This window comes from Mycobacterium sp. UNC410CL29Cvi84 (assembly GCF_000686745.1).
In the GTDB taxonomy this organism is placed as follows: domain Bacteria; phylum Actinomycetota; class Actinomycetes; order Mycobacteriales; family Mycobacteriaceae; genus Mycobacterium; species Mycobacterium mucogenicum_B.
On sequence record NZ_JMLM01000002.1, the window covers coordinates 14,176 to 29,562 of the forward strand.

The 15,387-nt window shown below is 67.5% G+C and carries 15 protein-coding genes and 1 tRNA gene; 15 read left to right on the forward strand and 1 reads right to left on the reverse strand.

The features are described from left to right. Positions 1-3: 3 nt before the first annotated feature. From BR47_RS0103675 to BR47_RS0103695, 5 genes are all read left to right on the forward strand, one after another. A complete protein-coding gene (locus BR47_RS0103675) occupies positions 4-945 on the forward strand; it encodes a copper transporter (RefSeq protein ID WP_029118612.1) in 942 nt (313 codons plus the stop codon). A 142-nt stretch (positions 946-1,087) separates the two neighbouring features. Next, positions 1,088-2,854, forward strand: coding sequence for a CTP synthase (pyrG, locus tag BR47_RS0103680; RefSeq protein ID WP_029118613.1), 1,767 nt, complete (start codon positions 1,088-1,090; stop codon positions 2,852-2,854). After that, positions 2,847-3,461, forward strand: a complete 615-nt coding sequence (locus tag BR47_RS0103685; RefSeq protein ID WP_029118614.1) for an NUDIX domain-containing protein — start codon at positions 2,847-2,849, stop codon at positions 3,459-3,461. The genes pyrG and BR47_RS0103685 overlap by 8 nt, the downstream gene beginning before the upstream one ends. Next, entirely contained in the window at positions 3,461-4,414 is a 954-nt protein-coding gene (xerD, locus tag BR47_RS0103690) for a site-specific tyrosine recombinase XerD (RefSeq protein ID WP_029118615.1), read from the forward strand. Before BR47_RS0103685 ends, xerD begins: the two co-directional genes overlap by 1 nt. A 32-nt stretch (positions 4,415-4,446) precedes the next feature. Then, complete coding sequence (locus BR47_RS0103695) at positions 4,447-4,812, forward strand: DUF1622 domain-containing protein (protein ID WP_029118616.1); 366 nt, start codon at positions 4,447-4,449, stop codon at positions 4,810-4,812. On the opposite strand, the gene BR47_RS0103700 is transcribed toward BR47_RS0103695, so the two are convergent. Continuing rightward, the gene (locus BR47_RS0103700; RefSeq protein WP_036426675.1) at positions 4,800-5,534 is read right to left on the reverse strand and encodes an O-methyltransferase; all 735 of its coding nucleotides are present in this window, start codon (positions 5,532-5,534) and stop codon (positions 4,800-4,802) included. The genes BR47_RS0103695 and BR47_RS0103700 overlap by 13 nt on opposite strands. Positions 5,535-5,675: 141 nt before the next feature. Here BR47_RS0103700 and BR47_RS0103705 point away from each other — a divergent pair, with 141 nt between their 5' ends. From BR47_RS0103705 to BR47_RS0103750, 10 genes are all read left to right on the forward strand, one after another. Then, positions 5,676-6,575, forward strand: coding sequence for a ParA family protein (locus BR47_RS0103705; RefSeq protein ID WP_455565433.1), 900 nt, complete (start codon positions 5,676-5,678; stop codon positions 6,573-6,575). Continuing rightward, complete coding sequence (locus BR47_RS0103710) at positions 6,575-7,441, forward strand: segregation/condensation protein A (protein ID WP_051128428.1); 867 nt, start codon at positions 6,575-6,577, stop codon at positions 7,439-7,441. The genes BR47_RS0103705 and BR47_RS0103710 overlap by 1 nt, the downstream gene beginning before the upstream one ends. Further along, positions 7,438-8,187 carry an SMC-Scp complex subunit ScpB gene (scpB, locus tag BR47_RS0103715; RefSeq protein WP_029118619.1) on the forward strand — a complete coding sequence of 250 codons (750 nt, stop codon included), beginning with the start codon at positions 7,438-7,440 and terminating at the stop codon, positions 8,185-8,187. Before BR47_RS0103710 ends, scpB begins: the two co-directional genes overlap by 4 nt. 1 nt (position 8,188) lies before the next feature. Continuing rightward, positions 8,189-8,932: a pseudouridine synthase gene (locus BR47_RS0103720; RefSeq protein ID WP_020100033.1), complete on the forward strand. Its 744-nt coding sequence runs from the start codon at positions 8,189-8,191 to the stop codon at positions 8,930-8,932. Beyond that, entirely contained in the window at positions 8,929-9,612 is a 684-nt protein-coding gene (gene cmk / locus BR47_RS0103725) for a (d)CMP kinase (RefSeq protein ID WP_020100034.1), read from the forward strand. The genes BR47_RS0103720 and cmk overlap by 4 nt, the downstream gene beginning before the upstream one ends. Continuing rightward, positions 9,609-11,015 carry a ribosome biogenesis GTPase Der gene (gene der, locus BR47_RS0103730; protein WP_020100035.1) on the forward strand — a complete coding sequence of 469 codons (1,407 nt, stop codon included), beginning with the start codon at positions 9,609-9,611 and terminating at the stop codon, positions 11,013-11,015. Before cmk ends, der begins: the two co-directional genes overlap by 4 nt. 88 nt (positions 11,016-11,103) lie before the next feature. Beyond that, positions 11,104-11,177: transfer RNA gene (locus BR47_RS0103735), tRNA-Pro, on the forward strand. A 79-nt stretch (positions 11,178-11,256) separates the two neighbouring features. Next, positions 11,257-12,351, forward strand: a complete 1,095-nt coding sequence (locus BR47_RS0103740) for a fatty acid desaturase family protein (protein WP_029118620.1) — start codon at positions 11,257-11,259, stop codon at positions 12,349-12,351. A gap of 432 nt (positions 12,352-12,783) precedes the next feature. Then, entirely contained in the window at positions 12,784-14,091 is a 1,308-nt protein-coding gene (locus tag BR47_RS0103745; protein WP_029118621.1) for a saccharopine dehydrogenase family protein, read from the forward strand. Continuing rightward, entirely contained in the window at positions 14,088-15,374 is a 1,287-nt protein-coding gene (locus tag BR47_RS0103750) for an NAD(P)/FAD-dependent oxidoreductase (RefSeq protein ID WP_029118622.1), read from the forward strand. The genes BR47_RS0103745 and BR47_RS0103750 overlap by 4 nt, the downstream gene beginning before the upstream one ends. Positions 15,375-15,387 lie beyond the last annotated feature (13 nt).

The following is a 15,387-nucleotide window of genomic DNA, read 5'->3' on the forward strand; positions in this document are numbered from 1 at the left end:
ACGATGATTTCCCTACGCTCGCATGCGATCTCACTGGCCGCGGTGTTCCTGGCGCTGGCCATCGGGGTGATGCTCGGTTCCGGTCTGCTGTCCAACACGCTGCTGTCCGGACTTCGTGACGACAAACACGAGTTGCAGAACCAGATCAACAGCCTCACCGACGAGAAGAACGCACTGAACCAGAAGCTCAGTGCGGCAGGCGAGTTCGATGCCCAGATGTCGCCGCGCATGGTGCGCGACGCACTGGCGGGGAAATCCGTCGTGCTGTTCCGGACGCCGGACGCCGCCACCGACGACGTCGATGCGGCCGCGAAACTGATTGCGGCCGCGGGGGGTTCGGTGACCGGGACCATCGCGCTGACCCAGCAGTTCGTCGACGCCAACGCCTCGGAGAAGCTGCTGTCGGTGGTGAACTCGCCGATCGTGCCGGCCGGACGCCAGCTGAGCACCCGGACCGTCGACCAGGGCTCCCAGGCCGGTGACCTGCTGGGCATCACGCTGCTGCGGGACCGCAACCCGGCCGTCCTGCCCGTCGACGACATGCAGCGCGACACCGTGCTCGCGACGCTGCGTGACACCGGGTTCGTCACCTACGGCACGCAGCGCATCGGGGTCGCCGACAGCGCACTGATCGTCACCGGTGGTGCCCTGGGCGACGACGCCGGCAACCGTGGGGCCACGGTGGCCCGCCTGGCTTCGGGCCTGGCGCCGCACGGCGCGGGCACGTTGGTGGCGGGCCGGGACGGCTGCGCGTCGGGTACCGCGGCCGTCGCCGTCGTGCGCTCGGATGCCGGGCTGTCCGGCGCGGTCGGCACCGTCGACGACGTCAACAGCCAGGCCGGCCGGATCACCGCGGTCCTGTCGCTGCAGCAACTCATCGCCGGCGGTCATCCGGCACAGCTCGGTATCGGTCGCGGCGCCAGCTCGGTGACCGTCCTGCAGTAATGCGCCGCGGCGCGAGCCGTGGCGACCGTCACCGGCGCGTCAGTCCCAGCTCGGGCCGGTCGGTGATAGGGTGAAATTCCGTGGGTCGGCAGGCCCCAGGTAGCTCAACCGCTACGTTGCCCCATCACCACGGAGGTCATTCTTGGCATCGCTACGCAGGCACCCACAGGCCGCGACGAAGCACATTTTTGTCAGCGGCGGGGTCGCTTCCTCGCTCGGTAAGGGTCTGACCGCCAGCAGTCTTGGCCAATTGCTCACCGCGCGTGGTTTGCACGTGACGATGCAGAAGCTGGACCCGTACCTCAACGTCGACCCCGGCACCATGAACCCGTTCCAGCACGGCGAAGTGTTCGTCACCGAGGACGGCGCCGAGACCGACCTGGACATCGGCCACTACGAGCGCTTCCTGGACCGCAACCTGTCGCGGTCGGCGAACGTCACCACCGGTCAGGTGTACTCCGAGGTCATCGCCAAGGAGCGTCGCGGCGACTACCTCGGCGATACCGTCCAGGTGATCCCGCACATCACCGACGAGATCAAGAGCCGCATCCTCGAGATGGCGCTGCCCGACGCTGAGGGCAAGCGCCCCGACGTGGTCATCACCGAAATCGGCGGCACCGTAGGTGATATCGAGTCGCAGCCGTTCCTGGAGGCGGCCCGCCAGGTCCGCCACGATGTCGGCCGGGAGAACGTCTTCTTCCTGCACGTGTCACTCGTGCCGTACCTGGCCCCGTCGGGCGAGTTGAAGACCAAGCCCACCCAGCACTCGGTGGCCGCGCTGCGCAGCATCGGCATCACGCCGGACGCGCTGATCCTGCGCTGTGACCGCGATGTGCCGGAGCCGCTGAAGAACAAGATCGCGCTGATGTGTGACGTCGACATCGACGGCGTCATCTCGACGCCGGACGCCCCGTCGATCTACGACATCCCCAAGGTGCTGCACCGCGAGGAGCTCGACGCCTACGTGGTGCGCCGGCTCAACCTGCCGTTCCGCGACGTGGACTGGTCGGAGTGGGACGACCTGCTGCGCCGGGTGCACGAGCCCAAGGAGACGGTGCGAATCGCCTTGGTGGGCAAGTACATCGACCTGTCCGACGCGTACCTGTCGGTGGCCGAGGCACTGCGCGCCGGCGGGTTCGCCCACCACTCGAAGGTCGAGATCCGCTGGGTCGCCTCGGATGACTGCGAGACCGAGCAGGGCGCGGCCGCCGCACTCGGCGACGTGCACGGCGTGCTGATCCCGGGTGGCTTCGGCATCCGCGGTATCGAGGGCAAGCTCGGTGCCATCAGTTATGCCCGTCGTCAGCGGCTGCCACTGCTGGGCCTGTGCCTCGGGTTGCAGTGCATCGTCATCGAGGCCGCGCGCTCCGTCGGCATCAGCGGCGCCAACTCGGCGGAGTTCGACGAGCACACACCCGACCCGGTGATCGCCACCATGGCCGACCAGCTCGACGCGGTGGCCGGTGAGGCCGACCTCGGCGGCACCATGCGCCTCGGTGCGTATCCGGCCGTGCTGCAGCCGGATTCGATCGTGGCCAAGGCCTACGACGCGACCGAGGTCTCCGAACGCCACCGGCACCGCTACGAGGTCAACAACGCCTACCGCGACCGCATCTCCGAGAGCGGGCTGAAGTTCTCCGGCACGTCGCCGGACGGCCAACTGGTCGAGTTCGTCGAGTACGACGCCGAGCTGCACCCGTTCCTGGTCGGCACGCAGGCGCACCCGGAGCTCAAGAGCCGCCCGACGCGTCCGCACCCACTGTTCGCGTCGTTCATCGGAGCGTCGCTGGACTACAAGGCGGCCGAACGCCTGCCGCTCGAGGAGATCGACTCCGAGGTGCACGGCAACGGATCGCATGCGGAGGGTTCGGATGAGGATGCCGAGCAGCTGCAAGAATCCCGTGGCTGACCACGATTTCGCCACGCTTTCGAGCGAAACCGTATATGTAGGAAAGATTTTCGCGTTGCGGGCCGATGAGGTCGCGATGCCCGGTGGTGGCTCGGCGCGGCGTGAGGTGGTCGAGCACTACGGGGCGGTCGCGGTCGTCGCGCTCGATGACGACGGGAACCTGGTACTGGTGTACCAATACCGGCACCCGATCGGGCGGCGGCTGTGGGAACTGCCCGCCGGGCTGCTGGACATGGGCGACGAGCCGCCGCACCTCACCGCCGCGCGCGAACTCGAAGAGGAAACCGGCCTGGCTGCCGAGCACTGGCAGCTGCTGCTCGACGTCGACTCGGCGCCCGGATTCAGCGACGAGAGCGTGCGGATTTTCCTGGCCACCGGGCTGACCGAGATCGGCCGGCCGCACGCGCACGACGAAGAAGCCGACCTCGTGGTCAAGCGGGTGCCGCTGACCGACGCCGTGCGGATGGTGTTCGACGGCGAGATCGTCAACGCCCTTGCGGTGGCCGGGATTCTGGCCGCCGCCCACCGGCCGGCCGAGCTGCGGCCGCTCGACGCGCCCTGGGTCGACCGCCCGTCGGCACTGCGCACCCGGCGGGAACAGGACTGATGAGGACGGCGGGGGTCCGTTCGCGGCTCGAGGAGCAGGTCCAGGGCTACCTGAACCACCTCAGCATCGAGCGGGGCGTCGCGGCCAACACGCTGAGTTCGTACCGGCGTGACATCCGGCGGTACACCGCCCATCTGGCCGGCCGCGGTATCGACGACCTGGGCGCCGTCACCGAGACCGACGTCAGCGAGTTCCTCGTCGCGCTGCGTCAGGGCGATCCGGACAACGGTGTCGTCGCGTTGTCGTCGGTCTCGGCCGCGCGGGCCGTCATCGCGGTGCGCGGGCTGCACAAGTTCGCCGCCGCCGAAGGCCTCGCCGACACCGACGTCGCGCGCGGTGTGAAGCCACCGACACCGGGCCGACGGCTGCCCAAGAGCCTCAGCTACGACGACGTCGTCGCGCTCTTGGACGGTGCGGGCGGCGACAGCGACGCCGACAACCCGCTGACCCTGCGTAACCGGGCGCTGCTGGAACTGCTGTATTCGACCGGGGCGCGCATCTCCGAGGCGGTCGGTCTCGATCGCGACGACGTCGACACCGAGTCCCGGTCGGTGATGCTGCACGGCAAGGGCGGTAAGCAGCGGCTGGTTCCCATCGGCCGGCCCGCCGTCACGGCCCTGGACGCGTACCTGGTGCGGGGCCGGCCCGAGCTGGCACGCCGCGGCAAGGGCACGCCCGCGATCTTCCTGAACGCGCGCGGCGGCCGGTTGTCGCGGCAGAGTGCGTGGCAGGTGCTGCAGGACTCCGCCGAGCGGGCCGGCATCACGGCCGCGGTCTCGCCGCACACGCTGCGCCACTCGTTCGCCACGCACCTGCTCGAAGGCGGCGCCGACGTGCGCGTCGTGCAGGAACTGCTCGGCCACGCCTCGGTCACCACCACGCAGATCTACACGCTGGTGACCGTCAGCGCGCTGCGCGAAGTGTGGGCCGGGGCGCACCCGCGCGCCAGGTGAGGATGGCGATGGGCCGGGGCTAGCATCCGGTCATGGCGTTCTACGACATCATCGAGACGACCGGCAAGGTGATCGACGCCGTCGGTGTCGCGGTGATCGTCGGTGGTGCCGTGATCGCCCTGGCCGCGACATTCGGTCGAATGCGAGGTTCCGAGGGCGGCGCCTACGACGCATTCCGGCGCCAGCTCGGCCGCTCGATCCTGCTGGGCCTCGAATTCCTCGTCGCGGCCGACATCATCCGCACCGTGGCCGTCACACCCACCGCGCAGAGTGTCGCGGTGCTGGGCGGCATCGTCGCCATCCGGACGTTCCTGAGCTTCTCGCTGCAGGTCGAGATGACCGGATCGTGGCCGTGGCAGCGCCCGGTCAAGGCCGCGAACGACGGTCAGCCCAAGTAGTCGGACTCGAGCACCAGGTCAGGCAGCGTCTTCTGGTACTCGACGTGGGTGGGGTGCTCCAGCGTGTGCCACAGCTTGCCCTCCTGGTCCCGCATGTACGCGCGGTAGGCCGGAGCGCCGGGCACCTTCACGTTGTCCGCCACGACGACAGCGCCGCGGTGCAGCCAACCCCGCGCCAGGATCGACTCCAGATCCTTGAGGTAGGCAGCCTTGTCGTGGTCGATGAAGACGAAATCGAGGTTGCCGGGCCCGAATCCATGACCGGCGAGGGCGTCGAGCGTCGCGCCGCCGTCGCCGATGGTGCCGACGACACAGGTGATCCGGTCCGCGACACCGGCGTGGGTCCAGATGCGGCGGGCGATCTCCGCGTTGTCCGCCGACAGTTCGACGGTGAAGACGTGCGCGTCCGGTGCGGTGCGGGCCATGAGCAGCGCGCTGTAGCCGCAGTAGGTGCCCAGCTCGAGAATGCGCGACGGGTTGGCCCGGATGAGCGCGGACTCGAGCAGTTGGCCTTTTTCGTCGCCGACATTGACGAGCATCGACTGTTCCCGGGCGAATTTGTCGATGGTCGCGAGGACGTGATCGATGTCGCCGCGGCGGGCGTTGGCTTCCACGTAGGCGGCCGCAGCGGCCTCGCGGCCGTCACCCCACTGTCCGGTTTGAACGAACTTTCGCATCCCCAGCGCCATCCGGACGAAGGACCATCGCCGCTTCCAGCTCATGGCAGTCACATTAGGACAGCGGGTCTGCCGTCGTCAGCGGCGTGGCACCGTTAAACTTGCCCGGATGTTCGCTAAGGGAGTCACGCCGCTGATCGGCGACGCATGACCGATGTCCCAACAGGCGTGGGGGGCCTGAGCCCGGTGGAGCCGGTTTCGTTGCCGATTGATGTCGATGGCTCGTCCGCGCCCGCAGATCCGGAACCCGCGATCGGCCTGACCGGACGTCCCGCGCGACACATCCCCGAGCCCAAACCCAAGAGCGTGCACGGCCCGGCCAAGGTCATCGCGATGTGCAACCAGAAGGGCGGCGTCGGCAAGACCACGTCGACCATCAATCTGGGCGCCAGCCTGGCCGAATACGGCCGCCGCGTGCTGCTGGTCGACCTCGATCCCCAAGGTGCGCTGTCCGCCGGCCTCGGCGTCCCGCACTACGAGCTCGAGCACACCGTGCACAACCTGCTCGTCGAGCCGCGGGTGTCGATCGACGACGTGCTGATCAACACCCGGGTCAAGGGCCTGGACCTGGTGCCCAGCAACATCGACCTGTCGGCCGCCGAGATTCAGCTGGTCAACGAGGTCGGGCGCGAGCAGACGCTGTCCCGCGCACTGTATCCCGTGCTGGACCGCTACGACTATGTACTGATCGACTGCCAGCCGTCGCTGGGCCTGCTCACGGTGAACGGGCTGGCCTGCGCCGACGGCGTCATCATCCCGACCGAATGCGAGTTCTTCTCGCTGCGCGGTCTCGCATTGCTGACCGACACCGTCGACAAGGTCCGCGACCGGCTGAACCCCAAGCTCGACATCAGCGGCATCCTGATCACCCGGTACGACAACCGCACCGTCAACGCGCGTGAGGTCATGGCCCGCGTCGTGGAGCGCTTCGGCGATCTCGTGTTCGACACCGTCATCAGCCGCACCGTGCGCTTCCCGGAGACCAGCGTCGCCGGTGAACCGATCACCACCTGGGCCCCGAAATCCGGTGGCGCCCAGGCGTACCGGGCGTTGGCGTGCGAGGTCATCGACCGGTTCGGCGCGTGATTTCCGACGTCGACGTCCCTGATAGTGCTGGGGGCGCGGCGCCGGCGAGCCCGGCGACCGAGCAGCCGGAAGAGAAGAAGGCCGGCTTCCAGGTCCGGCTCACCAACTTCGAGGGCCCGTTCGACCTGCTGCTGCAGCTGATCTTCGCGCACCGGCTGGACGTCACCGAAGTCGCGCTGCACCAGGTCACCGATGAGTTCATCGCGTACACCAAGGAGATCGGCAGCCAGCTCGAGCTCGATGAGACGACGGCGTTCCTGGTCGTCGCCGCAACCCTGCTGGATCTGAAGGCCGCCCGGCTGCTGCCCGCCGCGGAGGTCCACGACGAGGACGACCTGGCGCTGCTCGAAGTGCGCGACCTGCTGTTCGCGCGGCTGCTGCAGTACCGGGCCTTCAAGCACGTGGCACTCATGTTCGCCGAGCTCGAGGCCGCGGCGATGCGCAGCTACCCGCGGGCCGTCACCCTGGAGGACCGGTTCACCGAGCTGCTGCCGGAGGTGATGCTCGGCGTCGACGCCGACCGGTTCGCCCAGATCGCGGCGGCCGCGTTCATGCCGCGTCCGGTGCCGTCGCTGCGCGTCGACCACCTGCACGTGCAGGCGGTGTCGGTGCCCGAGCAGGCCATGAAACTGATGGGGCTCCTGGAGAATCGGGGCATCGGGGAGTGGGCGTCGTTCACCGAGCTGGTCGCCGACTGCGACGGCGGGATGGAGATCGTCGGGCGGTTCTTGGCGCTATTAGAGCTCTACCGTGCCAAGGCGGTAAACTTCGAGCAGATTGAACCGCTTGGAGTGCTGCAAGTTTCGTGGACCGGGGAGCGGCCGACGAACGAGCATCTGGCAGCGGCGGTGGAAGAAGACTCATGACAGACAACGACGCGGTGATCACCGCGGACAGCAGCGTGGGCGAGGGCGTCGAGCCTGACGCCGGTGTGACCGACGCGGTCGCTGCCGCCGAGGGTGACGAACTCGACACCGAGATCACCGATGACGAGCTCGGGTGCGCGCTGGAGGCCCTACTGCTGGTCGTCGACACCCCGGCACCGGTCGACTCGCTGGCGACCGCACTGGACGAGACGATCGAGCGCGTCGAGGACAAGCTGCGCCGGATGGCCGCCGAGCTGGCCGAGCGCGGCAGCGGCATCGACCTGCGCGAGGCCGGCGGCGGCTGGCGGATGTACACCCGGGCCCGGTACGCGCCGTACGTCGAGCGGCTGATTCTCGACGGCGCCCGGTCCAAGCTGACCCGGGCGGCGCTGGAGACGCTCGCGGTGGTCGCTTACCGGCAGCCGGTGACCCGCGCACGGGTGAGTGCGGTGCGCGGCGTCAACGTCGACGCCGTGATGCGGACCCTCGCCGCCCGCGGCCTCATCATCGAAGCCGGCACCGATGCCGACAGTGGCGCAACAACTTTCGCCACAACGGAATTGTTCCTGGAGCGGCTGGGGTTGACTTCTCTGGCCGAGTTGCCGGAACTCGCCCCGCTGTTGCCGGATGTCGACGTCATCGACGACATCACCGAGACGCTCTCTGAGGAGCCGCGTTTCGCCAAACTCGGCGGAACCCCTGCGCCGGCTGCAGAGCCGGCCAAATTCGACGTAGATCGGGACTGACATGGCCAACGAAGAAGGCGTGCGACTGCAGAAGGTGCTGTCGCAGGCGGGAATTGCCTCGCGCCGGGTCGCCGAACGGATGATCCTGGATGGGCGAGTGGAGGTCGACGGCCAGATCGTCACCGAACTCGGCACCCGGGTTCACCCCGATCGCCAGATCGTCCGGGTCGACGGCAGCCGCGTGCTCGTCGACGAGGACCTCGTGTACCTCGCGCTGAACAAGCCAAAAGGCATGCACTCCACCATGTCTGACGATCAGGGCCGTCCCTGCATCGGTGATCTGGTCGAGCATCGTGTGCGCGGCAACAAGAAGCTCTTCCACGTCGGCCGGCTCGACGCCGAGACCGAAGGGCTGATCCTGCTGACCAATGACGGCGAGCTGGCAAACCGGTTGATGCACCCGCGCTACGAGGTGTCCAAGACGTACCTGGCCACCGTGCAGGGCACCGTGCCCCGCGGGCTGGGCAAGAAGGTGCGCGAGGGTGTGGAGCTGGACGACGGACCCGTCTATGTCGACGAATTCGCGGTGGTGGACATGGCCGCCGGCAAGTCGTTGGTGAAGATCGTGCTGCACGAGGGACGTAACCGCATCGTGCGCCGTCTGATGGCCGAGGTCGGCTTCCCGGTGAAGGAACTGGTGCGTACGCACATCGGCACGGTGGCACTGGGGGACCAGCGCGTCAACAGCCTGCGGGCGCTGACACGCAAGGAAGTCGGCGAGCTATACCAGGCGGTGGGCCTGTGAACGCGCTCGTCATTGCCATCGACGGCCCGGCGGGCACCGGGAAGTCTTCGGTGTCAACGGGTTTGGCGCACGCACTCGGCGCCAACCACATCAACACCGGTGCGATGTACCGGCTCGTGACGCTGGCGGTGCTGCGGGCCGGTATCGACCCGACCGACACCGATGCCGTCGTCGCGGTATGTGAGAAGACCGAGTTCTCCGTCAGCTTCGACCCGGACCACGACACGTCGTACCTTGCGGGCGAGGACGTTTCGGATGAGATCCGCGGCGAGGCGGTGACCCTCGCGGTATCGGCCGTGTCGGCGATTCCGGCCGTGCGGACGCTGCTGGTGCAGCGGCAGCGTGAACTGATCGCGGAGGCCGGCTCGGTTGTCGTCGAGGGCCGCGACATCGGCACCGTCGTCAAGCCCGACGCCGATCTCAAGATTTTCCTGACCGCCTCGGCCGAGGAGCGCGCCCGTCGGCGCAATGCGCAGAACGTCGCAAACGGCCTGGGCGACAACTACGAAGCGGTGCTCGCCGATGTGCAGCGCCGGGACCATCTGGACTCGACACGCGCGGTATCGCCGCTGCAGGCCGCAGATGACGCGATCGTCGTCGATTCCAGCGATATGACCCAGGCTGGTGTGGTGGCACATCTGCTGGATCTCGTGCAGCAGAAGGTAGGTGTGCGCCAATGAGCGACGACGATGGTGTGTGGTTCGACGAAGGTGACTGGGAGATCGGCCCGGAGGGATTCGAGGCCGAGGTCGACGAGTACGCCGGACCCCCGCCCGTGGTGGCCGTGGTCGGCCGCCCGAATGTGGGCAAATCGACTCTGGTGAACCGCATCCTGGGCCGCCGCGAAGCGGTGGTGCAGGACATTCCGGGCGTGACCCGCGACCGCGTGTCGTACGACGCGCAGTGGGTCGGGCGCCGGTTCGTGGTGCAGGACACCGGTGGGTGGGAACCCGACGCCAAGGGCCTGCAGATGCTGGTCGCCGAGCAGGCCACCGTGGCCATGCGTACCGCCGACGCGATCATTCTCGTGGTCGACGCTGTGGTCGGGGCGACCGCGGCCGACGAGGCCGCGGCCAAGCGCCTGCAGCGCTCCGGCAAGCCGGTCTTCTTGGCGGCCAACAAGGTTGACAACGAGAAGGTGGAATCTGAAGCTGCGGCGCTGTGGTCGCTAGGGCTGGGACAGCCGTACTCGATCAGCGCGATGCACGGACGCGGTGTGGCCGACCTGCTGGATGCGGTGCTCGAGGTGCTGCCCACGGTGTCCGAAATGTCCGGCGGGACAGGCGGTCCGCGCCGCGTGGCGTTGGTCGGCAAGCCCAATGTCGGCAAGAGCTCGCTGCTGAACAAGCTGTCCGGCGATGAGCGGTCCGTCGTGCACGACGTCGCCGGCACCACGGTGGACCCCGTCGACTCGCTGATCGAATTGGACGGCAAGATTTGGCGTTTCGTTGATACCGCCGGTCTGCGTCGCAAGGTCGGCCAGGCCAGCGGGCACGAGTTCTACGCCTCGGTGCGCACACACGGCGCGATCGACGCTGCCGAAGTAGCCGTCATGCTGATCGATGCCTCCCAGCCGCTGACCGAGCAGGACCTGCGGGTGCTGTCGATGGTCATCGAGGCCGGGCGCGCGCTCGTCATCGCGTTCAACAAGTGGGACCTGGTCGACGAAGACCGGCGGTACCTGCTGGACAAGGAGATCGAACGAGAGTTGGTGCAGGTGCAGTGGGCGCCGCGCGTCAACATCTCGGCGAAAACCGGTCGGGCCGTGCAGAAGTTGGTGCCGGCGCTGGAGACCTCGCTGGCGTCGTGGGACGCCCGTATCCCGACCGGACGGCTCAACACGTTCCTCAAGGAGATCGTCGCCGCCACGCCGCCGCCGGTGCGCGGTGGTAAGCAGCCACGCATCCTGTTCGCGACGCAGGCGGCCTCGCGGCCGCCGACCTTCGTGCTGTTCACCACGGGCTTCCTGGAGGCCGGCTACCGCCGCTTCCTGGAGCGCCGGCTGCGTGAAGAGTTCGGCTTCGAGGGCAGCCCGATCAAGATCAACGTGCGGGTGCGGGAGAAGCGCGGGGCCAAGCGCTAGTCGCCGACGCGCCGCCGGACCCGTTTAGGGTCCGGCGGGAGGTCTGAGGTAGGCTTTCCAACCGTTGCCGGTTCGCCCGGTAGCGCCGCGGGCTGTGGCGCAGCTTGGTAGCGCACTTGACTGGGGGTCAAGTGGTCGCAGGTTCAAATCCTGTCAGCCCGACAAAGTTTTTGCAGGTCAAAGGCCTCGCGGTGGCCTAGATGGCGCCGTCTTACTGCCACATCCACCCGAGGACACCTTGATGGCGATCGCCGATGTCTCTGCCTACGTGCACCTCAGCAGTGAGGACGTCGAAGAGATCGGCTACGAACTCGACGTGATCCGCCGGGACGTCGAGGAGTCGCTCGGGGCGAAGGACTCGGCGTACATCCGGCGGGTGATCCATTTTCAGCGGGCGCTCGAAGTCGCGGCGCGGCTGATGATCGCCGGGAGCCGGTCCAAGGTTGGCTGGGCCGCCGGCACGTGCGCGCTGGCGTATGCGAAGTCGATCGAGAACATGGAGCTCGGCCACAACATCTCCCACGGCCAGTGGGATTGGATGAACGACCCGGAAATCCACTCCAATACCTGGGAGTGGGACATGGTCGGGCATTCCGCGCAGTGGCGGTACTCGCACAACTATCGGCATCACGTCTACACCAACGTGCTCGGCATGGACGAGGACATCGGTTACCGCCTGCTGCGAGTGACGACCGACCAGCCGTGGCGGTGGGCGCATTTGTTCACCCCGCTTGGAAACCTGGTGCTGGCAGCGACGTTCGAATGGGGTATCGCCCTGCACGGCCTGCACTCGGAGCGGCTCCGGGGCGAGACGCCAGACGCTGTCGCGGTGGAGAAGCGGAAATTCCTCGCCAAGAGCGCGCGCCAGTTGGCCAAGGACTATGTGTTCTTCCCGGCGCTGAGCCTGCGCCGGTGGCGTCGCACGCTGGCGGCCAATGCCACCGCGAATGTGCTCCGGAACCTCTGGGTGTACGTGAACATCATCTGCGGGCACATCCCCGACGGGGCCGAGACGTTCGACCCCGCGGTGGTCAAGGACGAAACCCGCGGCGAATGGTATCTGCGACAAATTCTCGGGACGGCGAACTTCAACGCAAGCCCGCTGCTGGCGTTCTCGGGTGGGCACCTGTGCTACCAGATCGAGCATCACCTGTTCCCTGATCTGCCGAGCAATCGGTTGCCTGAGGTGAGCGTCCGGGTGCGGGAACTGTGTGAGAAGTACGACCTGCCCTACAACACGGCATCGCTTCCGCGCCAGTACTTTCGGGCGCAGAGGATCATCCACGGGTTGGCGGTGCCGGACTGGCTGCTGCGCGTGGGGCGGCGGCGCGACTAACTGTTCGACGGATACGCCGGCCCGATTGGTTGCGCGGACGCGGACGAATCGGCTCCGGCAGAGAGCTGCCGTCGTTCGTGCCTACTCCACTGTCGGCCCGACACAGAAAACCCACTCTGAACAGCGTCGGAGTGGGTTTTTGATTTCTTGGCGGTGATCCCGTGCTGGGACCACTTTGGGACCAGGTTCCCAGAGGTGTTTCCAAGGGCCGGGTCGAGGGCAGCTGCAGTTTGACTGGCTGGACGAGGTGGCGGCGGCCATTCTGGATTGCGTCGGGCGCAACCAGCTCGAGGTTGACCGGTTCGCGGCCCTGACGGCAGGGCGATTCTCGCCGCCGATTTCCACCGCCTGGCCAGGCTCGTGGATCGTTTGGTCTCTATTTAATTACACAACGTCATTGACAGACCGTAATTATGAGCGCAAGCTGTTGTCATGACCACGACAAAGCGAGTTGTTTTCATCGGGGCAGCCGGTGAGATGTGCCGTGTCGCCATCGAACGGTTCGTCAAGGCGGCCGGCGACGCCGACTGGATGCTGGAGCTCTACGACATTCGCCCAGAACTGCTGCATGAGTTCGCGGCGAAGCTGCCTGCGGGCTCGGTGACGGTCGGCTCGTTCGACCTCTTCGACGGTGGCGCGCTGCGCAGGGCGATCGACGGTGCCGACCTCGTCGTGCTCGGCGCGGGGCCGTACAACCGCACCGCGGAGCCGGTGATGGAGGCCTGCATCGAGAAGCAGGTGCCCTATCTGGATCTCGACGACGACGAGGCGAGCACGCGTGCAGCGCTGGCGCTCGATGACCGCGCGAAGGCTGCCGGTGTCCCGATCCTCATCTGCTGTGGTGCATCGCCCGGGTACACCAATGTGATGACCGCCGATGCGGCGCGCGACATGGATGTTGTTGAGCGCATTGACATCTGCTGGGTGACCGGCGATGAAGGGCCGGTGCCGTTCGGCCGGGCGGTGCTCGACCACGCGATCCGCGGTTTCGCCGGGCCGTGCTGGACCTGGGAGAACGGGCGCGCAGTGCAACATCAGACGTTCCTGGAGACCGATGTGTTCGACGTCGGCAACTCACTCGGTGACGCCTACCGATTCTACGAGTGTGCGCATCCAGAAGCGGTGACGTTGCCGCGGCGCTGGCCGGGAGCCGACCGGATTCGGGTTCTGGGCGCCCTCGATCCGCCGCCCACCAACGGCATCATGCGTGGCGTCGCAGTGGCCGTGCAGGACAACAACATCACCATGGACGAGGCCATCGACTTCGTCAACGACCTCCTGACCGACAAGACCGGTTCGCTCAAGGTGTGGCGGTACGCGTTGTCGGGGCTCTGGGGCACCATCCGCCGCGGCGAGATCGGGGCCGTGGAGGTGCTGAAGTTCATGGCCACGTCGGCGGCAAAGAAGCACCCGCCGTTCCGGGGCACCAACTATGTCCGGGTGACGGGCAAACGCGATGGGCAGCAGGTGGTTTCGGTGCGGCGTGCACCGGTGAGCGGGCCCGGTACCCCGTGGACCACCATGGCGTCTCTCACGGGTTCGGCCACCGCGGCGTTCATGCTGTTGGCCGTCGACCAATTGGGCGAACGGTCCGGGGTTTTGGCGCCGGAGGACTGGGCCGACCCGGAGACCTTCTACCACGCGCTGGCGGCCACCGGTGGGGCGCCACTGCACCAGGTGGTCGAGGCAGTGGTCACCCCGAGTACTGCGGTGACCTCCCGCAAGGTGGTGTCCGCATGAACCTGCTGACCGAAACCGGTTGGGCCCCTGTGCCTGTCGGTGAACCGGCGCTCGCCGGCGAGGTGACCTGTGATGTCGCCGTGGTCGGGGGCGGCGTCGGTGGGATGACGGCAGCCTTGCGCCTCGCCGAATCCGGCGCCGACGTCGTTCTGCTCGAAGCGCAGACCTGCGGCTGGGGCGCGAGTTCGCGCAACGCGGGCTATGTGACCAACTCGATCGCCGCCGATCCATCGTTGCTGGCACTGTTGTTGAGTCGCAGCAAGGTCCGCGCGCTGTTCCAGTTTGCCGAAGCGGCAGTGGAATTCACTCAGGACGCCATCGAGCATCGCGCCATCGACTGTGACTTCGAAAAGGTCGGCATTGTGCTGGCTGCGGTGTCGAAGGGACAACTGCGGAAGTCGCGGCGAAACGCGAAGATCCTGTCCGAGGCAGGCTCGTCGGCCGAGTTCGTCGATGGACGAGACGCGGGCTTGCCGGACGGCTTCCTGGGCGGAGTGCGCGAAGGCATCGGGGGGACCCTGAACCCCGGCAAGTACGCCATGGGACTACGCGACGCGGTCCTGGCCTCTGGGGTAAGGGTTTTCGAGCACACGCCGGTGCAGAACGTCACCGATGGCGGTGCCGGGGTGACTGTCGAGACGGCGCAGGGCCGGGTCCGCGCCAAGCAGGCGTTGCTTACTGCCAACGCCAACCTCAAGGACTTCGCCATTGCGCCGCGCCGGCTGGTCTCCCCGGTGTGGACCTCGCTGGTGGAAACCGAGCCGGTCGCCCCGGAACGACTGGACGCCATCGGGTGGACCAGCCGCGCGCCCATGGTGACCGCACACATGATCTTGGAGAGCTACCGCGTAACTCCGCGGAACACCATCGTTTTCGGTACCCGGCGGTTGGAGACCACCAACGGGCCGCTGCACGCGCGAACGCCTTCGGGGCCCGTCGTCGACGATCTCGTGCGCGGCTTCCGCGAGCGGTTCCCCGGTCTGAGCGACGTTGCGCCGCAACGGGCCTGGGGCGGCTGGATCGGCATGAGCTCCACTTGGCTGCCGGTCGCCGGGGAGGCCGCGCCGAACGTGCTGTATTCGTTGGCGTGCAACGGACATGGCTTCGCCCAGGCACAGTACGTCGGAAACCTGCTCGCCGACAGACTTTCCGGCGCACCCATGCCGGACGACCTCAAGACCATCTGGCACGACGGCCGATTCTGGCCCAGCTTCGTCAGCCAGCCGGCACTGACCCTTGGCTGGTTCGGCGACCGCGTTCTCGACCGCCTGGCCCGGATATAGGCAGCAAGGAGCA